18 protein-coding genes are annotated in these 19697 nt (G+C 37.3%); 4 read left to right on the top strand and 14 right to left on the bottom strand.

Features of this window, described 5'->3' with window-relative positions; genetic code table 11:
* Window positions 1-35: 35 nt before the first annotated feature.
* From IGK03_RS06470 to IGK03_RS06455, 4 genes are all read right to left on the bottom strand, one after another.
* The gene (locus IGK03_RS06470) at window positions 36-869 is read right to left on the bottom strand and encodes a PRD domain-containing protein (RefSeq protein WP_002357655.1); all 834 of its coding nucleotides are present in this window, start codon (window positions 867-869) and stop codon (window positions 36-38) included.
* 309 nt (window positions 870-1178) lie between these two features.
* A complete protein-coding gene (locus IGK03_RS06465; protein WP_002363926.1) occupies window positions 1179-2831 on the bottom strand; it encodes a peptide ABC transporter substrate-binding protein in 1653 nt (550 codons plus the stop codon).
* A gap of 17 nt (window positions 2832-2848) precedes the next feature.
* Window positions 2849-4225 (bottom strand): transglutaminase-like domain-containing protein, encoded by a 1377-nt coding sequence (locus IGK03_RS06460; protein WP_137685764.1) that lies wholly within the window; start codon window positions 4223-4225, stop codon window positions 2849-2851.
* A gap of 16 nt (window positions 4226-4241) precedes the next feature.
* Complete coding sequence (locus IGK03_RS06455; protein WP_202520357.1) at window positions 4242-5306, bottom strand: dipeptide epimerase; 1065 nt, start codon at window positions 5304-5306, stop codon at window positions 4242-4244.
* A gap of 275 nt (window positions 5307-5581) precedes the next feature.
* Between IGK03_RS06455 and IGK03_RS06450 the strand changes: the two genes are divergently transcribed.
* On the top strand, window positions 5582-5926 hold the full coding sequence (locus tag IGK03_RS06450; protein ID WP_002357660.1) for a metal-sulfur cluster assembly factor: 345 nt from the start codon (window positions 5582-5584) through the stop codon (window positions 5924-5926).
* A 97-nt stretch (window positions 5927-6023) separates the two neighbouring features.
* Here the strand turns inward: IGK03_RS06450 and IGK03_RS06445 are convergent, their stop codons facing one another.
* Together IGK03_RS06445 and IGK03_RS06440 are read right to left on the bottom strand one after the other, a co-directional pair.
* Complete coding sequence (locus IGK03_RS06445) at window positions 6024-6563, bottom strand: GNAT family N-acetyltransferase (RefSeq protein WP_010713419.1); 540 nt, start codon at window positions 6561-6563, stop codon at window positions 6024-6026.
* Between the two features lie 212 nt (window positions 6564-6775).
* The gene (locus IGK03_RS06440) at window positions 6776-7630 is read right to left on the bottom strand and encodes a hypothetical protein (RefSeq protein ID WP_010713420.1); all 855 of its coding nucleotides are present in this window, start codon (window positions 7628-7630) and stop codon (window positions 6776-6778) included.
* Window positions 7631-7916: 286 nt separating this feature from the next.
* Here IGK03_RS06440 and IGK03_RS06435 point away from each other — a divergent pair, with 286 nt between their 5' ends.
* Window positions 7917-8450, top strand: a complete 534-nt coding sequence (locus IGK03_RS06435; RefSeq protein ID WP_002360384.1) for a hypothetical protein — start codon at window positions 7917-7919, stop codon at window positions 8448-8450.
* Window positions 8451-8465: 15 nt separating this feature from the next.
* Here the strand turns inward: IGK03_RS06435 and IGK03_RS06430 are convergent, their stop codons facing one another.
* Both IGK03_RS06430 and lysA read right to left on the bottom strand, forming a co-directional pair.
* Window positions 8466-9458 (bottom strand): alpha/beta hydrolase, encoded by a 993-nt coding sequence (locus IGK03_RS06430; protein ID WP_025192043.1) that lies wholly within the window; start codon window positions 9456-9458, stop codon window positions 8466-8468.
* Between the two features lie 146 nt (window positions 9459-9604).
* Window positions 9605-10915 (bottom strand): diaminopimelate decarboxylase, encoded by a 1311-nt coding sequence (lysA, locus tag IGK03_RS06425; RefSeq protein WP_430602577.1) that lies wholly within the window; start codon window positions 10913-10915, stop codon window positions 9605-9607.
* Window positions 10916-11112: 197 nt separating this feature from the next.
* Between lysA and IGK03_RS06420 the strand changes: the two genes are divergently transcribed.
* Together IGK03_RS06420 and IGK03_RS06415 are read left to right on the top strand one after the other, a co-directional pair.
* The gene (locus tag IGK03_RS06420) at window positions 11113-12993 is read left to right on the top strand and encodes a fructose-bisphosphatase class III (protein WP_033624956.1); all 1881 of its coding nucleotides are present in this window, start codon (window positions 11113-11115) and stop codon (window positions 12991-12993) included.
* Between the two features lie 154 nt (window positions 12994-13147).
* Entirely contained in the window at window positions 13148-14029 is an 882-nt protein-coding gene (locus IGK03_RS06415; RefSeq protein WP_033625285.1) for a serine hydrolase, read from the top strand.
* 58 nt (window positions 14030-14087) lie between these two features.
* Here the strand turns inward: IGK03_RS06415 and IGK03_RS06410 are convergent, their stop codons facing one another.
* The 6 genes from IGK03_RS06410 to IGK03_RS06385 all read right to left on the bottom strand — a co-directional run bounded on the left by IGK03_RS06410 (window position 14088) and on the right by IGK03_RS06385 (window position 19683).
* Window positions 14088-14498, bottom strand: coding sequence for a hypothetical protein (locus tag IGK03_RS06410; protein WP_002371185.1), 411 nt, complete (start codon window positions 14496-14498; stop codon window positions 14088-14090).
* Between the two features lie 74 nt (window positions 14499-14572).
* Window positions 14573-15208 (bottom strand): V-type ATP synthase subunit D, encoded by a 636-nt coding sequence (locus IGK03_RS06405; protein WP_002357673.1) that lies wholly within the window; start codon window positions 15206-15208, stop codon window positions 14573-14575.
* A gap of 4 nt (window positions 15209-15212) precedes the next feature.
* Window positions 15213-16589: a V-type ATP synthase subunit B gene (locus IGK03_RS06400; protein ID WP_002357674.1), complete on the bottom strand. Its 1377-nt coding sequence runs from the start codon at window positions 16587-16589 to the stop codon at window positions 15213-15215.
* A complete protein-coding gene (locus tag IGK03_RS06395; protein ID WP_010713426.1) occupies window positions 16582-18363 on the bottom strand; it encodes a V-type ATP synthase subunit A in 1782 nt (593 codons plus the stop codon). Before IGK03_RS06395 ends, IGK03_RS06400 begins: the two co-directional genes overlap by 8 nt.
* A gap of 17 nt (window positions 18364-18380) precedes the next feature.
* Window positions 18381-18692 (bottom strand): V-type ATP synthase subunit F, encoded by a 312-nt coding sequence (locus IGK03_RS06390; protein WP_002357676.1) that lies wholly within the window; start codon window positions 18690-18692, stop codon window positions 18381-18383.
* The gene (locus tag IGK03_RS06385) at window positions 18682-19683 is read right to left on the bottom strand and encodes a V-type ATPase subunit (protein WP_002398269.1); all 1002 of its coding nucleotides are present in this window, start codon (window positions 19681-19683) and stop codon (window positions 18682-18684) included. Before IGK03_RS06385 ends, IGK03_RS06390 begins: the two co-directional genes overlap by 11 nt.
* Window positions 19684-19697: the final 14 nt, after the last annotated feature.

The following is a 19697-nucleotide window of genomic DNA, read 5'->3' as shown; positions in this document are numbered from 1 at the left end:
ATACGTAACTCCTCACATAAACTATTTAATTTTTATTATTTGGTCATTCTTAATCGTTCAATGTGAATCGATAAATAACCAAGTTCTTCATTTGGTACTTGATAATGAAAATTTCTCATTAATAAGACTTGTACTTTTTTTGAGATTTCATAGCTTTCAGCATACTTTTTCTTTACGACTTCCAAAATTTCTTCATCTAAAACAGCATATTGATTTTGTTGGAAGCGATGAATAAACAAACGTAAATGATTCACCAAACGTGAATAACTGAGACTATTTTTATCATCATGAATATCAATAGCCAATTCCTGCTCGATTAAATGAATAATTTCAGAAACGATTGTAACTTCACGGATACTTTTACTATTATCAGTACGCCCGCTGCGAGCACTATGGATATGAATTGCAATATACCCCGCTTCATCATAACTAAATGGAATCTCTAAGGTTTGTGTTAAATATTCTACAGCCCATTGAGCAATAGCAAATTCTTCACTATATAAAATCTCAATTTCACTTAAAAGCTTGTTCCGAACAATAATATTATTTTGAATATTTTCAGCTGCAAAAGCAATGTGATCACTCAACCCAATATTAATATGTTCATTCAACTTTTCACCCAATACCGTTTCAGCATGTTGGATAATTTCTTCACTCGCTAAAAAGTATTTGTCTTCAATTTGTGATAGCAATACTTGAAGTTTTTTCAGTCCTTCTGGCTCCATCACAAACATCCGCTCCACCAATTGTCGAGATAAGACATCATTTTTAGTCTTATTAAACCCGACGCCTTTACCGACAGCTACTTTCTCCTGTCCTTCGTCAAGAACAAGTACAGCATTTTGATTTAGCACCTTTTTAATTTTCATAAATGACCCTCTTCTGCAGAAGTAATTCTAACATTTTCAGTGAAAACAACAAAAAAAGCATAGAACAATCCCGTTAAACATGTTGCGTAACCATTGTACACCACATTGTATTACGAAATTCTTCCATGCCTAGTATTATCCAGTCACATGAAAACGCTATTCATTTGTTAACAGTGCTTATTCTAACGAGTATCATTATTTTTGTCAACCTTTTTCAATTATTTTTTTATTAATTGTTGACTATTAACAAAAAAGAAGCTCTTATCGGAAAAAAAGTACCTTCAGCTAAAGGTACTTTTTTTCACTAATTTATTCTTTATAGGCATACTTATATGTGCTCGTTGCACCGAAGTTATGATACTGAATGCCTTTGACACCTGGTCGTACAAGCTGACTACGGGCCTCTTGGTATAAAGGAATTAAAGCGGCATCTTCTTCCACCAATACTTTTTCAGCTTTAATTAATGTTTGCCAACGAGTTTCAGGATCATTTGCGTATTTAGTTGTTGCTTCTTCAATTAGTTGATCAAACGTTGGGCTAGAATAGTTCATACGGTTACCACTAACTGAGCTTTCTAAAAAAGTCATTGGATCCTGATAATCGGGTCCCCACATGCCAACAGACAATTCATAATCCCCTTTTCTCATTAATTCAATCGCATTATTTAAAGGAACTGTTTTGACATTAATAGTGAGACCAGGCAACGTTTCTTGTAACTGGCCTTGGATAAATTCAGCAACTTTTCGGTCACTATCACCATCTCTTGAAAGAAGTTCAATGGCTACATCTCCGTTTAGCTCTGCTTTTGCTTTATCTAAATACTCTTTGGCTTTTTTGGCGTCTGTTTTGACAAGGGCGCCTGCTTCTTGACGAAAATCTTCATTCGTTTCTGGGTTATATACAAATTTTTCTGGAATGTACCCATAAATTTCTTTTGAGCCATCTGCTAAAATATTATCGACTAAACTTTTTTTATCCAAAGCATAAGCTAAAGCTTTGCGGACATTCTCATTTGCAAAAATGGATGGTTTTTCGTTTCTTTTTTGGTTTAAACGTAAGGAATATACTTTTGACCGTTCGATTGCTTCATAGTCTGGGTTGTCTCGATTTTGTTTAGCAAAATCTCCTGTTAAGACAGCCACATCTAATTCACCTGATTCGTACAAATTATAAACGGTATTGGTTTCTTTAAGAACTTCAAAATGAATCGTTTCTGATTTTACTTTTTCTTTATCGTAATAGTCGGGATTACGCACAAAATCCCACGACATCGCTGACTGATCCCAATTTTTCATTAAAAACGGACCATTAGATACAATCATTTCACTAGAAGTGCCATAGGCTTGTCCTTTTTCTTTCACGAATGCTTCGTTTTGTGGGAAAAATGGAGAAAATGCCAATAAGGACGTAAAATATGGTACAGGCTTTTCCAAAGTAACCTCCAAAGTATAATCATCAAGCGCTTTGACACCCAATTCCTCTGGTGCTTTTTCCTCTTTTGTAATAGCTGTTCCGTTCAGAATCGTTCCTTCTAACAAGAAAAAGTAATTGGCTTGGTTTTTGGGATTCGCTAATTTACGCCAAGCAAAAACGAAATCATTGGCTGTTACAGCATCACCATTGGACCACTTACCATCTTCTCTTAGTTTAATGGTATATCGTTTGCCATCCTCAGAAATTTCAGGCATCTCTTTAGCGGCAGCTGGTATTAGTTGATCTTTTTCATCCAATTGATATAACCCTTCAAAGACATTGGACTGTGCGTTAATACTGGCTTCATCTTGTGTAAAAATAGAATCCATTGAACCGATTTCCGAGTTCTCCATTAAATTTAAAACTTTTTTCGAGACACTGGTTTTCTCAGTTGCTTTCTCGTCTATTTTTGTTTCTGCTGTTGTGCCACAACCTACCAAGACCGTACTAACAAATAACATAATCCCCATCATTTTTAACTTTTTCATACTATTCCCCCTATGTGTCAATCAAACGGCAACTCTTCCATGGAAAGCCGTTCTTGCGAAACTATCAAGCATGCGTAGGGCAAGCCCTCATTTTCGTACTCAAATTCTCCCCGCTGGTTGTCAATTGGGTCTGCACGTAATTGCATTTTTGCCGGGTGAAAGTCTGCCTGGATCTCACTATTTGCGACCATTCTAAAAACATCTAAATTGCCGAAATAATGATTCCACCGCTGTCTATCCCCGTCTCGGTAAGCACCTCCGCCAAAAGATAAATCCGCAAAGAGCCAGCCGTACGGTTCTATATAAAATTGTGCCCAATCATGACAGCCTGTATAATGTGTAGAAACATATAATCCCGATTGCCATTTGGCTGGTATCCCTGTAATCCGACAAAGCGTGATAAACAAAATCGCTTGCACGCCGCAGTCACCTTTTAAATTAGTTGCAGCATACTCTGAAATATTGGTAATTGTAAAATATTCACGCATGAAAGAATAATGAATCTTTGTCGTCACAAAGTCATAAATCAAGCGTGCCTTTTTTAAGGGATTACTTTCATCGCCCACAATCTCATCTGCTAAATTTCTTAAATAAGGCGTGAATCGAATATGCGGTAACTGTTCCTCTAAATCAAAGCTTGGTTGCATTTTGTCTACGTTACTTTCTTCTAACTGTTGGTAAACCATCCGATTAACATAACAATATTCAACTGTAAACGTTTGATTTTCTTTTAAGATTGTTTCAAAACACAGTGTTCGTTGAGGCGCATCTTCTGCCGCAATATAGGTTGCCTCAGGTGACGTAGCTAGGATTTCAATTTCTGATTGTTGTTGACACGCTTTGGGCAGCGGCAAATGGACACGAACACGCTCACCTGGACGCTCAAATTCTTTTTTCACCTGAATGGTGGCTTTAATTGTTGTTTTCACTTTTCTACCACCGTTTTTTTGCATTTGTTCGATGTTCTCTTTTAGTTCTTTTTTGCGGAGAATTTCTAATTGATTGCTTTCTGCTTCCCGCAAACGTGCAACATATGCCGCATTTGTTTTAATTAAATTGGCCAAAAATCGAAGTTGGAAATACGGTTCACCGTCAATATAAACCCAGTCCACTAATCCCGTTTCTTTTAAACGAATTAATTCCTCTGTTTGATAATCCTGAAAAGTGTCTCTCATCATTTGATCAGCTTTTGCAAAGCTATGAGGATACTCATTCATACGCATCATTTTAATGACATCTTTTTCAATTATCAAACGTTCTTTTAATGCCTGCGGAAGTTCTTTTGTCAACCAAAAATCAATGGCAATATCCGCACTTGCAAAATCGCCAAATTCTTTCACCCTTTGAATTTCCTCAGGCAAAGGGACACTAAGATACTTTAAATCATACTTCATTTGCTTTACTCCTTTTTTAATGAGAAATGCCTAATCCAGCTGATTCTCCTAATTCCAATAATGGTTTTGCTTCTAAGGATACGCCCCCAGTTACGGGCGCAGTTTCTAAACCGAATGTCGCATCTAAATCTGCTCGTGTGATATTCTTTTGAGCAGCAGCTAAATGGGCAGCAGCCGTGATACCAATGGTTGTTTCTTCCGCCATACAACCAATCATGCATTCGATGCCTGCTGTTTCACAAATCTGATTAATTTTCAGCGCTTCATGAATGCCGCCACACTTCATTAATTTTATATTGATAACATCGACTGTGCCTTTTTTAACTAATTCCAACGCATCTTGAGCATCAAAACAGCTTTCATCAGCCATAATTGTCGTATTAACTTGTGAAGTAACGTATTTTAGACCTTCTAAATCGCGTCTTTTAACTGGCTGTTCCACTAATTCAATTTGATAATCTGCTAATTCTTGAATCGCTTTAACTGCATCTTTGGGCGTCCAAGCCTGATTCGCATCTAAGCGGAGCTTGATATCAAAGCCAACTGCTTCACGAATCGCTTTTACTCTTGCGATATCAGCTTCAATTCCTGTTCCGACTTTAATTTTTAATGTATCAAAACCTAGTTTGACTTTTTCGACGGCTTTTTGTGCCATCACATTTGGTTCATCAATACCTAGTGTAATATCCGTTATTACTTGGTTATCATAGCCGCCTAACAATTGATAAAGAGGCAGTTGAGCTTTCTGACCCATCAAATCATAACAAGCAATATCGATTGCTGCTTTTGCCGCTGGAGCGAAAGCAGATATTTTATCCATCACTTCATGAATTTTCTCAATATTAAAGGGGTTTAAGCCAATGATTGCTTGGCCAAATAATTCGATCGTTTCAAGCGTGCCAGCCAACGTTTCACCGGTAATAAAAATGCCTGGCCCTCCTTCTCCATATCCAACTAATCCCTCTTCTGTTTCAATTTCCACAATTGCACTATCCGCTGATTCTATCGTCCCCAAAGCGATCGTAAATGTTTCTTTCAGTTTAATTTTCGATGCCCTAACATGTACCTGCTTAATTTTCATAAAATCCTCCCTTTGATATTTCTAATTGACTGAAAATTCAGTTTTTTAAAAATATCCAAAAATTAAATTTAGATTGTTATCGACCATTCTAAACTCATTGTTTTCTAATGTCAACAAAATAATGAGATTTCGATTAAAATAAAATGAATTTCGAATTTTATGAGCTTTTTTAATAAATCAGTAAATTACATGACATGTGAGATACTTCTCATTTACAAACATTCTTAAAAAAGGTATGATAGTAAAGAGGCAACTTGCAAAGGAGTAGAAGACGAATGAGTGAACAACCTCAACAACGTTCAACCGAAGAAGTTGAAGCAATTAAAGAAGATATTTTAACTGCATTAGAAACAGTGATTGACCCTGAATTAGGCATCGATATTGTTAATTTAGGACTAATTTATGAAGTTGAATTTGCAGAAGAAACTGGTGATACTGTCATCAAAATGACCTTAACCACAATGGGTTGTCCGTTAGCAGATGTTTTAACAGAACAAATCCATGGTGTTTTAAAAGATATTCCTGAAGTGAATAATATCGAAGTAAAATTAGTCTGGTACCCTGCTTGGACAACGGATAAAATGAGCCGTTACGCACGAATTGCTTTGGGTATTCGCTAGTTATTTCGAGGCTAATGATAAAAAACATATGAAAGAACCGATTGGTCCGTTCTTTCATATGTTTTTTTGTTTGTTTAATTTACTTATTTGATAAAAATTACCTGATGCCATCAATACTTGGCTTTTTCCAAATTTTTGCTACTGGATGGAAGTCTAATAAAAACTGTAGCTGCGTTCCACTGAAGCCTGATGCTCCAGCAAACATGATATGAAAAGTGAGTCCTCTATCCATAATCAGATACCCTGTATCCAGCACGCCATTTCTTTCATAAAACTGATAACGTTTTTCTCTTTGGGCTTCATTCGCTGCATTTTTGCCAATTTCTTCACTCTCCAAAAGAACCCCCTTAGGATAACGTGTCTTCAATAACGCTAACACGGTTGAACCTAATCGTTGGTTTCGGTGGTGCTGATCAATTGCAAAGAAAAAGACATAGGTTGCTTCAGGTGCAATTTGACTATTTAACAAAATCCCCACGTTCTCATCCGCCTCTTGAATAACAAACAAATGAAATTTTCCTGCTTGAGAAGACGTCAATAATTGATCAAACGGCAGTCTCTCTTCTTCTGGAAAAGCTTCTATGTAGGTTGCTTCCCAATAGGCTTGATTTCCTTGATTTAATAATGTGAATTGCATAAAAGCTCCTTTCTAAAATGATTGCTTCGTACTAATAACTTTTGTTACTTACATAAGACCTAAAAGTCATTTAAACATGCGACTGGTTATCCCTATACGCAATTATTTTTTGATACTAATCTAGTAGTTTAATCGTTCTCTGTTCCTGAGTCAATAAAAGAGCACAAGATTCGAGACTTTCAACGTTTAGTGAAAAGTCGATTCTTATTTCATTACAACCTATTCACTATTCGCTGCCCTCTTTTTTCTATTCGTTGATTTACTTGAACTAAATATTCATTTATCTCCTCTAGATTCTGAGGTAAGATAAACGAGTCTTTTTTCAAATGATTTTTCCATAGCGCTACTGGTTGATACTGTTCATTTAAAAATGGTTGCATCTCATACGTATGAACGTAGCTTTCCCATGAATGAAACGAAGCTAAAAATATCGAAAGTTGTTCTAAAGAATAATCCCAATAATCTTTAAACGATAAGCTTCTTCCACTGTTAAATCCTAGTGGAACTACTGTAATGTTTCCAATTGAATGGGTAAGTTCGGCAAAACGCTTTAATTGTGGGTCCTGATGGACTCGATCAAATTTAGTAAAATTGTCGAGAAGGAATTCATTCCATGTATATTTTTTGGGTACAGGATTTGGTAAATAGTCAGGAAAAGCTTGGTCAAAATAAGTTAAATATCGGTCCGAAATCACAGCCGATGCCCCGGAATCATGAGGCGGATACTTGCTATTTACTGCAAGCAAATTCTGTTCAGAAGGTTTTTCTAAATAGCTTTCTTGATTTTCCCCAATTACTTCCGCTGGTCTAAAGAAATCGGGATAAACAAGTTGTAACATAATTTTATACGTTGTCCAAAATGAGTTCATAATATCTTTGTGCACGGTCGCCTTCCCAGTTAACTTTAAAAAAACATCCTCCACAACCTCGTACTTTTCAATATGGACATTCGATGTTCTAGCTTTTAAAATATTTTTAACCGGCTGCTGGTGGTCATACTCTTGACCCAAAAGCAACTTCTTTAAATCATCTTTCGCTGAAATTGTCTTAACTGTAATCTCCGCCACTTTGAATAACTCCCATCCTACGATTTTCTCTATATTCTTTTATATTATTATACTAGAAAAACGCTCCCTCCTGCCCTTTTTTAATCAACAAATCATCAATTAGAAAACACCAACGAAACAGAAGTGCAACACTAGCATGCGAAAAAATGCGATCGGCAACTTATTTTTTAGACACTCTGTGTGTTTCGTATAGTCGAGGCTGGTTGCGTGTATTTTTTTCAAGAAAATTGAGCACAGCTATGGTATAGTCAAAACTACGATTATTTCAAACACGGAGCGACAGTTTATGGAAATGTACCAAGTAATTAGATATTTTTTAAATGAAATGGAGAAAAAGATTTGGCATGCCTTGTTAACATTAGTACTTTTTTGTCTTTATATTTCCATTTTTGATGTTCCTTTTACAATTAAAAATACATTCATCGGCAGACTACTTTTCCCGAAAGCTTTTATGAACGCAGGAAGTGCGAATCTGATTTTTTATTTGATTAGTTTTTTTGGTTTTTTATGGTCAATTTTCATTTTTGCTTATCTATTGAATAAGACACGCCTCAAATTATTAAATAAAACCTTTCCTTATCTTTTGGAAATATTAGAAGTCTGTATTTTGCCTTTAGTGATTCTTTTTGCTTACATTTATATTTATTTGCGGGTCCATGGCGAAGGTTTCAGCTATATACGAGAATCTCTTTTACAGCAAGAGTTAACTTATTCAATGAAATGGTTTCTTTGCCTTGGTAGTTTGGCGCCGTTATTTTTCTTTTTAAGCACTTTAAATTTAACTAAACGAGTCAGACAAAAAAAAGACATGGAATCATGAAAAACCATGTCTTTTTTAGTCGGATGTTGTTTTTACTGCAGGACAGTTTTCTTCCAAAAATTCAAAAATACTACTGTAATAATTTTCAGGTTCGTAGACACTTGAAGATAAATGTGGTGCTTTAGCAACAATGAGACCTTTTTTTATCCCCTGAGTTGCCGCTAAATTTTCTTCAAACATTGTCATTGGAACAAAGCGATCACCTGTACCGTGAATAAAAAATGTCGGCAACGTATTTTTGTGTAATTGTCTCACGGAAGAAGCGGTTTTCAATTGAAAGCCATAGTTATTTAATGCTAATTGATTAGCAATTGTTAAAATAGGAAAAGCGGGTAAATGAAAAGATTCATGTAGGACGTATTTAAATTCATCATAAACAGAAGTGTAGCCACAATCCACTATTAATCCGCGGACATTCGTTGGTAACTTTTCACCACTTGCCATCATGACAGTAGCCGCTCCCATGGAACCGCCCACTAAAATAATTTCTGCTTCCATATCAATGGCAAGAACTTCACTAAGCCAACTTAATAAATCTAACCGATCCAGCCATCCCATCCCAATTTTATCCCCTGAACTTTTCCCGTGCGCACGCAAATCGGGAACTAAAACATTGTAGCCTTCTTCTGCAAAACGTAATGCAGTATATGCCATATCGCGTTTTCCGTTTGAACGATAACCATGCACACAAATCGCCCAACGATGGTTATCTGGATAAGGAATAAAGCACCGTGCATACAATGTTTCATCTTTAATTTTCAACCAACGGTCTTCAGCAAAAGGCTCTGTCCAAAAAGCTTCGCCTTCTTGTTTTTGTTGTTCTTCTATTTTTGTATATCTTGTTTCACGTTCTTGAAAATTATCAGGATTTAATAACCGATGCCCTTTTTTATGATACCAAGGGTTGTCTTTAAGCAACGCAATTTTCAAAAAATAATTGGCAATGTAAAAAGAAAAAACAACGCCAATTATTGCAAAAATGATCAGTAACCCGAGGAGCCATTTCATCTGCAAATCACACCCTCTTCTAAAGTATTTCCTTCTTCATTTAATATACTATGGATTTTTCATTTCTGAAAGAAATCACCCTTACATTTTGTTATTTTTTGAAAAAAAAACAGCCGTCTCAAAAAGAGGCGGCTACTTTTAATCTATCAACAATCCAACGTTGTCATATCTTCATATGTCTCACGGCGAGCAACTAATTTTGCTTGTCCATCTTCGACAAAAACCACCGCTGGTCGAGGATTTCGGTTGTAATTACTTGCCATTGAATAACCGTAAGCCCCCGTACTACTAATGGCCAATAAATCCCCTGCTTTAACTTCTGGCAATAAAATATCTCGAAGTAAGACATCTCCTGATTCGCAATATTTACCAACCACTGTGACTTTCTTGACTGAATCATGCCCATCACGATTCGCTAGAAATCCATCATAAACCGCTTGATACAAAGCAGGCCGTATATTATCACCCATGCCACCATCTACGGAAACAAAATGACGAACACCAGGAACCTCTTTTTGCGCGCCAACTGTATATATCGTTGTGCCCGCTTCGGCAATTAAACTGCGGCCTGGTTCAATCCAAAGCTCAGGCAGTGGATACCCTAATTGTTCACAATGACCTTTCAAGGAATAAACAATTTTTTCAACAAATGTTGCTGGTGCTAATGGCTTATCTTGCTGCGTGTACTGCACACCAAAACCACCACCCATATTTAAAACACGTGCTGTAAATTGATGGACTTGCCGCCAGTCTTCTAAAATAGTGAACATTTTTTCAACAGCAGCTAAAAAGCCTTCCACAGCAAAAATTTGCGAGCCAATATGGCAATGGACCCCTTGCACATCAAAAGAGGGATTTGATAAAAGGCGAACGAGCGCTTCTGTTGCCTGGCCACTTGCAACATCAAAACCAAATTTTGAATCTTCTTGGCCTGTCAAAATGTAATCATGGGTTTCTGCATCCACACCAGGACTCACCCGAAAAAGAACTTTTTGTGTTTGGTTTCGTGTAGCTAATAATTCTTCCAACAAGTCAATTTCGTAAAAATTATCAATGACAATTGTACCTATTTTGTTATCCAAGGCGTAACGTAATTCTTCAGGGGTTTTGTTATTTCCATGGAATTCAATTTCCGCTGGCTCCATGCCCCCTTTTAAAGCTGTGAATAGTTCTCCACCAGAGACAACATCACAAGCAATATCTTCTTCCTTTAACACTTGATAAATAGCTAAACAACTAAATGCTTTACTTGCATAAACCACTTTATTTTTGATACCTAATTGATTTAACGTTTGTTTAAAACCACGTGCTTGTGCGCGAATATGAGCGACATCATAGACAAATAACGGCGTCCCGAATTTTTGCGCCAACTTTACGGTGTCACAACCACCGATTTCTAAATGATTTTCCCGATTCATTTTTGCTGTACCAAATAACATGTTTTCCCGCCCCTTCATTTTGTTTTATTAAAAATCATAGCATAAAACCCAGTAGCTTCCTATAATTTTCCACATTTTTCTCTGACTTTCTCCTGTTGCTTTTTTTCGCCAAATAGCCTACAATAATTGGCATACAAATAAAAAACCTTTATTATCAAGACTTTAATCTTTTAAATCAAAATTGGTATATACGAAAAAGAAAGAAGGCAGAGGACTTGGCTACACTGAACCGCGATCAACAAATTGAAGAAATTATTAATTTGGAAGCAATTTTGAATTTACCGAAAGGAACAGAACATTTTGTCAGTGATTTACATGGTGAATTTGAAGCTTTTGACCATATTTTAAGAAATGGTTCTGGGCGAATCCGAGAAAAAGTTCAATTTTTATTTAAACAAGAATTAAATGCCCATCAGATGGACGAGCTTTGTTTTATTATCTACTATCCAGAAGAAAAATTAACACTTTTAGAAAATGAAAGCGCCCTCTCTTATGAATGGTGGCTATTAACGATTCGCCGTCTGGTTGAAATCGTCCGTTCTTCTTCGATGAAGTACACACGTTCTAAAGTTCGCAAAGCCCTTCCTGAAACCTATGGGTATATTCTCGAAGAATTGATTTATCAATATGATGAAACAACAACCAAAAACGGTTACTATCAACAAATTATTGAAAAAATTATTTTACTAGGTGAAGCCAAACGTTTCGTGACAGAATTAGCTTATCTAATCCAACGTCTGATTATTGATCACCTACATGTTATTGGGGATATCTATGATCGGGGGCCAGCACCAGATAAAATTATGGACCGATTAATGTCCTATCACTCCTTGGATATTCAACTAGGCAATCACGATATGATTTGGCTGGCTGCTTATAGTGGTTCACTGGCTTGTTTAGCCAATGTAGTGCGTATTTGTGCTCGCTATGGAAATTTAGATTTGTTAGAAGAACGTTATGCTATCGATTTAACCGCCTTAAAAAAATTTAGTTTAGAAACGTATAAAGAAAATCCTGCTTTTGCACCCAAGAAAAATCCCTATCGTGCGTTAACTGAAGATGAAAAACAAGTAGCGATGCGTGTGCAACAAGCCATTGCCATTATTCAAGAAAAACTAGAAGGCCAAATTATTGGTCGACGCCCTGATTTTAACTTGGCACATCGGCTACGCTTAGATAAGATTCAAGGGGAAACTATTACTTTTGACGAATGTCGTTATACATTAATTAACAGCTGTTTCCAAACCGTTTCTGAAGAGCAGCCTTACCAATTAACACGTGAGGAAAAACAGATAATTGATGATTTATTAACGCAATTTCAGTCTTCACCGCGGTTAACAAAACACATGCGCTTTCTAATGGAAAAAGCTTCTCTTTACCTTGTGTATAATCAAAATTTATTGATTCATGGCTGTCTGCCTCTGAATGCGGACGGTACTTTTCAAGCTTATACATTTAAAGGCCACTCCTATTCAGGAAAAGCTTTAGTTGACTTCTTTCAGAAAATGTTAGAAGAAGCATACGCTCAGCCTGCTATTACAGATGACTATGCGACAGATTGTTTATGGTATCTTTGGTGTGGCGAAGGTTCCTCATTATTTGGCAAACGAGCTATGAAAACCTTCGAGCGTTATTTTCTCGCTGAAAAAGAAACACATTACGAAGAAAAGAATCCTTATTACTCTTTGCGTGATACAGTTGAAGTTTGTGAAAGAATCCTAGATGAATTTGAAGTGACTGGTGAAAATCGACATATCATTAATGGTCATACACCAGTTAAACGAACAAAAGGCGAATCACCAATCAAAGCAAATGGCACGCTTCTCGTAATTGACGGCGGCTTTTCAAAATCTTATCAGACAATTACTGGAATTGCTGGTTATACATTGTTGTACAACTCGTTCGGGTTACAACTGACCGCGCATAAATCTTTTTCTAGTAAAGAAACAGCCATTTTAAATAATCAAGACATTCATTCCATCAAACAAGTCATCGATCGCCCCTTACAGCGGCTATTGGTGAAAGATACCACTATCGGTAAAGAGCTATTAAAGCAATCGCAAGCACTCCAAAAACAAATGAAACAAAACCAGTAGTGCCGTTAAAAAGACGCTTGCACTCTTATCCGAAAAATGATTAAATGGAGGAGTTGAGAAAAATATCTATTAGAGAAACGGAAAGGGTTTTACATTGAACAAACAGCAACTCTCACTTTACGGCACCATTTTCTTTCTTTGCTTTTTCCTAATTGTGGGCTTCTTCTTCTCAAGTCGCGGCGAAGATTATGCCAAAGAATCTGAACAAAAAGTTACAATTGATTCCGCCAAACATGAGAAACATACGAAAGACAAGGAAGAAAATAATTCAGCAAATACAGTATTTTTTGATAAAATAAATGACCTGCTCGTCGCTTCTGTCAAAGAATTTGAAGGAACGGTCGGGATTAGTTATTTGGATTTAGAAACTGGCGAACAGCGTTCCGTGAATGGCCAACATGAATTTTATACAGCTAGTACTATTAAAGTGCCACTGACGATGTTAGTCGCTGACACGGTTGCTTCTGGTCAAAAAAAATGGACAGACCTGATTCCCTATAACGCCGAAGAAGATTATGAAGAAGGAACTGGGATCATTGCCTATAATATCCAACCAGAATATCCATTAAAAACGTTACAAGAATATGCCATCACCTATTCTGATAATATCGCTAAAAATATGCTCTATGATACATTGGGTGGTGATGCAAAAGCAAAACGAGAAATGTATCAGCGTTATTTGCACAAGTCACCTTCGATTGAAGAACCACAATTTTCTTCGGAAGATGCGCTAGTTATTCTACAAAAATTATATACTGAAAAAGCAACAAAACCAGATTACCAAGCGATTTATGATTCTATGAAACAAAGTGTTTTCCATGAAAGAATGGAAACTCCCACAACTCAAGGAAAAGTTGCTCATAAAATTGGTTCCTATGATGAATTTATTCATGATATGGGGATTTTAGAAACACCTCACCCCTTTGCTTTAGCAATTTTTACTAAAGGACCTGATAATGCTAAGAGTGCTGCGTTTATTGCTTCAGTGACAGATAAGTTATGGCAATTACAGGTGTCTGAATATCCTAATCAATAACAGTTAAAAAAATACCCTTAGTTTATTAAGTCGTCTTAATAAACTAAGGGTATTTTTCTTATTGTTTGTTATCATTATCCGTTTGTACAGACAACAACTTCGTAAAACGTTCTGCCAACATTTGGTGGGCATCAATTTTTTTGGTTCCTTGTGCTTTTGCTGCAAAACTAGCAAAGTTTAAGCCAGCCCCAAATAGTTGTAACGCACCGTTGCCTAAATCTCCCTTTTTGAGAGCTTCAAGCCCATCTTCGATAAACTGGTTACTTTCATCTAAATGACACTCAGGAAGATATTTCACGCCGTGATGATAGCGTTTTACATTCAGAATGATTTGCTTCGCGGCTTCTTCTGAAATAGCCGCTCCCAAGTTTAACAGTAGCTCATTGATTGGTTCCACCAAGCGAGCATAATCACTTTCGTATTTTTGACAATTCAGTGCAATCGCTTTGCGGCGTTCTTCATTTTTCATTTTTTCCACTCCCTTTTTTATTAAAAACGAGCACGAAAGCTACCAACTGGCTTCGCACTCGTTCTTTCTAACCACTAATTTTCTTTGTTCATGCTTTTAATTTTAATTAAACGTGTAATTTCGCCACGTTCATTTTCTTCTAATTTCATTTGAATGTAGTAAATTGTTTCTTCTAATTGCGGAATCGTCATATACTCTAAGGCGTTGACACGACGACGCGTTTTTTCAATTTCTTTTGATAATAATTGGCACGTCTTTTCAACATTTGCAAGTGCTAATAATTTCGGTAAAATGCTTGAAATTTTAGCAAAAGCTTGATCAAGCTCGCTGTTTGAATTCACGTAGCCATAATCTAAGGGTGCTTCTTGAACCGATTCATCGTAATCAAAAATCATTTTAGGAACTGGCACACTTAAGATGTTCTGTTCAATAATTTCTAATTCAACTTTTTCGGCTGGAATTGCCACTAACTCTTCAATAAAGGCTTCGTTCAACGTTGCGTTTGCCAATACAAAATTTGATAACGCATCCGTCACTTCTTGTTCAACCTGAATACGTAACTCATTGTTTTCTTTGACTAGCGCAATAAACCGTCGCATCAATTCATCTTGTTTGTCTTTCAGCAACTTATGACCTCTCGTGGCCGTAGTTAACTGTTTTTTCAATCGGGAAAGTTCCATACGGGTTGGATTAACATTTAATCGAGCCATTTTTCTACTTCCCTTCAGTTAAATATTGATCGAGCATATCCTCTTTAATTCGTTTTAGTTCTGTTCTCGGTAGCATACTTAATAGTTCCCACCCAAGATCTAACGTTTCTTCAATCGAACGGTTTGTATCGAATCCTTGATTGACATATTCTTCTTCAAAACGTTGGGCAAAAGCTGCGTAAATTTTATCGACATCAGAAAGAGCTGATTCTCCTAAAATGACAGCTAATTCTTTGGCTTGTTTCCCTTGTGCATAGGCTGAGAACAATTGATTCATCGTCGCTGCGTGATCCCCGCGCGTTTTGCCTTCGCCAGTTCCTTTGTCTTTAAGACGGGAAAGTGATGGCAAGACATCAATTGGTGGTTGGATACCGCTCTTATATAGTTCCCGGGACAAGATAATTTGCCCTTCTGTAATATAGCCAGTTAAATCGGGAATTGGATGTGTTTTATCCTCCTCTGGCATTGTTAAAATAGGAATCTGTGTTACGGAACCTTTTGAGCCACGAATTCGGCCTGCTCGTTCATACAACGTTGCTAAGTTCGTGTAAAGATAACCCGGGTAACCACGACGTCCTGGAACTTCACGGCGTGCTGCTGAAATTTCTCGCAACGCTTCGCAATAATTGGTCATATCCGTCATGATAACTAAGACATGCATGCCCTTTTCATAAGCTAAATATTCAGCGGCTGTCAAAGCCATTCTAGGTGTTGCAATCCGTTCAATGGCTGGATCATTCGCTAAGTTCATAAACAAGACTGAACGATCAATTGCGCCTGTTTGACGGAAATCTTCCATAAAATATTCCGCTTCTTCAAAGGTAATCCCAATGGCCGCAAAAACTACGGCAAATTCTTCTTCACTATTTAACACGTTGGCTTGTCTGGCAATTTGTGCCGCTAATTCTTTATGAGGTAAGCCAGATGCTGAAAAAACAGGTAATTTTTGACCACGAACTAAGGTATTTAAATGGTCAATCGCTGAAATCCCTGTTTGGATGAACTCATCGGGATAATCACGAGCAACTGGATTGATAACTTCGCCGTTAATATCTAATTTTTTCTCAGGTAATAATTCTGGTCCATTATCTTTTAAGCGACCTAAGCCGTCAAAAACGCGCCCCATCATATCTGGCGAAACCCCTAATTCTAAAGGATGTCCCAGAAAGCGAACTTTTGAATCACGAATATTGATGTTACTCGTTCCTTCAAAAATTTGGACCATCGCTTTATCTCCATTGATTTCTAAAACTTGCCCTTGGCGAATTTCGCCATTTTGCATGCGTACTTCAATTAATTCTTCGTACTTTACGCCTGCCACTTTTTCAACAATCATCAGAGGACCAACGACTTCATTGATTGTACGATATTCTTTAATCATTCGTCATTCCTCCTTCAGCAATGATTTCTTTTATCGTTGTTTTAATTTCTGCTTGTAAACGATCCAATTTTTCTAATTCTTCTTCTGGTAAATACTTGCTACGAGCAATGCGATCGCGGATTTCAACTGTTCCCGCCATTAACTCAGAGAAATAAGTGCCTAAACTTAAGGCTTTTTGACCTTCTTCACCAAAAGTTAGAATCAATTGCAACATTTTCGCTTGTTTTGTTCGAGAAGTGAACGTATCCACGTCATCAAAAGCATTTTGTTGCAAATAGTCTTCCCGTAATGATTTGGCTGTTTCCAACGTTAAACGGTCTTTATCCGACAAGGAATCAATCCCAACCAAGCGAACAATTTCTTCCAGTTGAGATTCCTCTTGTAAAATCCGCATCCCTTCAGCTACCATAGCGGCCCAGTTTCCTTGCAATTCCAAGTCTAAATATTGCCCTACTTCTGTGGAGTAAAGAGAATAACTTTGCAACCAGTTAATAGAAGGAAAATGACGCTTTTGTGCTAATTGAGAATCTAAGCCCCAGAATACTTTAACAACGCGTAACGTATTTTGGGTGACAGGTTCTGATATGTCCCCACCAGATGGCGAAACCGCACTAATCGCCGTAATGCTTCCTTCACGATGATCTTTTCCTAACGCGATGACTTGTCCTGCTCGTTCATAATATTCAGCTAAGCGGCTACCTAAATAGGCTGGATAGCCTTCATCACCAGGCATTTCTTCTAACCGGCCACTCATTTCTCGTAACGCTTCTGCCCAACGAGAAGTAGAATCCGCCATAATTGCGACTGAGTAACCCATATCACGGAAATATTCTGCAATGGTAATCCCTGTATAAATCGAGGCTTCCCGTGCCGCTACCGGCATATTTGACGTATTCGCAATTAAAATCGTCCGATTCATCAAAGACTCACCAGTTGTTGGATCAATTAATTCTGGAAATTCATTTAAAACATCTGTCATTTCATTCCCGCGTTCCCCACAACCAACGTAAACGACTAAGTCGACATCGGCCCACTTGGCAATTTGGTGCTGAACGACTGTTTTTCCAGCGCCAAATGGTCCTGGAACTGCTGCCGCTCCGCCTTTCGTAATTGGGAAAAAGGTATCAATTACGCGTTGTCCGGTCACCATCGGTACTTTGGGACTTAGTTTTTCTAAAATGGGACGTCCCCGCCGAACGGGCCATTTTTGCATCATGCTAAAACTTTCTGTTCCTTTAGCCGTTTCCACTGAATAAACTGTTTCATCAATGGCAAAATCCCCTGCTTTAATTTCGGCAATCGTTCCTGAAACGCCGAAAGGCACCATAATTTTATGTTGAATAATCGCTGTTTCTTGAACCACACCGACGATGTCACCTGCCGACACTTCTTCACCAACTGCCACAGTCGGTTCAAACGTCCATTTTTTCTCACGATCTAACGCATCAATTTTAACGCCACGGCCTAAAAAGTTACTGTGGGTTACTTCTTGAAATGTATCCAATGGTCGTTGAATACCATCAAACATTTCGGCAATTAAACCTGGGGCTAATTCAACAGATAATGGTTCTCCTGTTGAAATAACTGGTTCTCCTGGTCCAATGCCTGTTGTTTCTTCATATACTTGAATCGAAGCGACGTCGCCTCGCATTTCAATAATCTCTCCGATAACGCCTAAATCTCCTACATGACAAATGTCTTGGATACTAGCATCTGACATGTTTTCAGCTAAAATCAAAGGACCTGAAACTTTGACAATTTTTCCAATTTGCACGCTCATTCTCCTTTGCATTATAAAATATTTTGTCCAATTGCTTTTTCAACATTTTTTTCAATCTCACTTAAACCGATTCCGATTGTACCATTATGACTTGGGATTAAAATAATCGCTGGTGTCACTTGTTCTTTGTATCGTTCAATCGTTTCTTCTGCTAAAGTAGAGGCTTCTTCCGTTATGAAAATGACCCCAAACTTATTTTTTGCCATAGTTTCAATGGCTTCTCTAACTTGCATTTCTGAAATGGCATGATGGACCTCAAAGCCAAACAGTTTAAATGGTAAGATTGAATTTTTGTCTCCAATGACACCAATTTTATACCCCATTGACTTTTCGCATCCTTTCTCGAATTTTTTCATTTGAAAACCCACTATGTTTTCCGACCAAAATTAAACGCAAATTTTTCCATTCAACTTCTTTCGCATTCAAAAAGGCTAGTAATGGGAGCGGCCCAAAAGCGACCGTTCGACCGTTTTCATACATTGAGGTCAGGTAATCATCTTTGAGTTTTTCAAAAGCCAATAAATTTAATTCATTGGTTTCTTTATTGATAATCTTTTCTAATAGTTGTCCGTAATTCGTTGTTCTGACAAATGCTGTAAATTCTACAAGTGACTTTTCCGCATAGGTCAACAGTTCTTTCTTTGAGAGACTGCCAGCGCTAGAAAGCACGGTTGATAAAAAGTTACTGTTTTGATGTTGAACAATCCCTCTAGCCATCGTTGATAGATTGGTTAAATCAATAAAAGCGATGACTTCCTTCGTTAACTCTTCATAGCCCAATTCATCCGCCAATTTTCGTTGTTGCTGTAAAAATGCTCGATCATAAAGGATATCAATTGCTTGTGGTAAACCGCCCTCTTCCAGATAGGCAAAAACATCACGAATCACTTCTAATAATGCTGGCTCAAGTTCGGAAGAGTTTTTTGTATGAATGGCACTTTTGACTGTGTTTAGAGAATAACGACCATCCTCTAAATAAAGATAATCAAAATCTTTACCTGTTTGCTCAGCTTTCGTCAAAATTTTCAAGTTATGGAAGGTAAAACGCATCGTATACAACGTTACTACAGCTGGTTCTGGAGCCATTTCATATAACCAGCGATAAAGATTTCCCAGCGCTTCAGAAGAATGGTAGTCAAATTTTTCTTCAAAAGTTTCGGTTAAATAAGGTTGATAAACCGTACTTTTTAACATATTTTTAACGTCTTCAACTGTTTCCGCTTCTAAAAGTTGTTGAAACTGTTGCTCAGAAAGCAGCTCCGTTTCTTTTAAACGAATCAGCGGATTAATTTGATGATACGTTGGTTTTCTCATGCTACGTCCTCCCT

The sequence above is a fragment of the Enterococcus sp. DIV2453a genome (assembly GCF_050533535.1).
Classification (GTDB): Bacteria; Bacillota; Bacilli; order Lactobacillales; family Enterococcaceae; genus Enterococcus; species Enterococcus faecalis.
The sequence above is the reverse complement of the archived record's forward strand: the minus strand, read 5'-3'. Positions and strand labels throughout refer to the sequence as shown.

Excerpts from the sequence above, each read along its gene's own strand:
- IGK03_RS06470 (WP_002357655.1), bottom strand. The coding sequence starts at position 869 with ATGAAAATTAAAAAGGTGCTAAATCAAAATGCTGTACTTGTTCTTGAC.
- IGK03_RS06465 (WP_002363926.1), bottom strand. The coding sequence starts at position 2,831 with ATGAAAAAGTTAAAAATGATGGGGATTATGTTATTTGTTAGTACGGTC.
- IGK03_RS06460 (WP_137685764.1), bottom strand. The coding sequence starts at position 4,225 with ATGAAGTATGATTTAAAGTATCTTAGTGTCCCTTTGCCTGAGGAAATT.
- IGK03_RS06455 (WP_202520357.1), bottom strand. The coding sequence starts at position 5,306 with ATGAAAATTAAGCAGGTACATGTTAGGGCATCGAAAATTAAACTGAAA.
- IGK03_RS06450 (WP_002357660.1), top strand. The coding sequence starts at position 5,582 with ATGAGTGAACAACCTCAACAACGTTCAACCGAAGAAGTTGAAGCAATT.
- IGK03_RS06445 (WP_010713419.1), bottom strand. The coding sequence starts at position 6,563 with ATGCAATTCACATTATTAAATCAAGGAAATCAAGCCTATTGGGAAGCA.
- IGK03_RS06435 (WP_002360384.1), top strand. The coding sequence starts at position 7,917 with ATGGAAATGTACCAAGTAATTAGATATTTTTTAAATGAAATGGAGAAA.
- IGK03_RS06430 (WP_025192043.1), bottom strand. The coding sequence starts at position 9,458 with ATGAAATGGCTCCTCGGGTTACTGATCATTTTTGCAATAATTGGCGTT.
- lysA (WP_430602577.1), bottom strand. The coding sequence starts at position 10,915 with ATGAAGGGGCGGGAAAACATGTTATTTGGTACAGCAAAAATGAATCGG.
- IGK03_RS06410 (WP_002371185.1), bottom strand. The coding sequence starts at position 14,498 with ATGAAAAATGAAGAACGCCGCAAAGCGATTGCACTGAATTGTCAAAAA.
- IGK03_RS06405 (WP_002357673.1), bottom strand. The coding sequence starts at position 15,208 with ATGGCTCGATTAAATGTTAATCCAACCCGTATGGAACTTTCCCGATTG.
- IGK03_RS06400 (WP_002357674.1), bottom strand. The coding sequence starts at position 16,589 with ATGATTAAAGAATATCGTACAATCAATGAAGTCGTTGGTCCTCTGATG.
- IGK03_RS06390 (WP_002357676.1), bottom strand. The coding sequence starts at position 18,692 with ATGGGGTATAAAATTGGTGTCATTGGAGACAAAAATTCAATCTTACCA.
- IGK03_RS06385 (WP_002398269.1), bottom strand. The coding sequence starts at position 19,683 with ATGAGAAAACCAACGTATCATCAAATTAATCCGCTGATTCGTTTAAAA.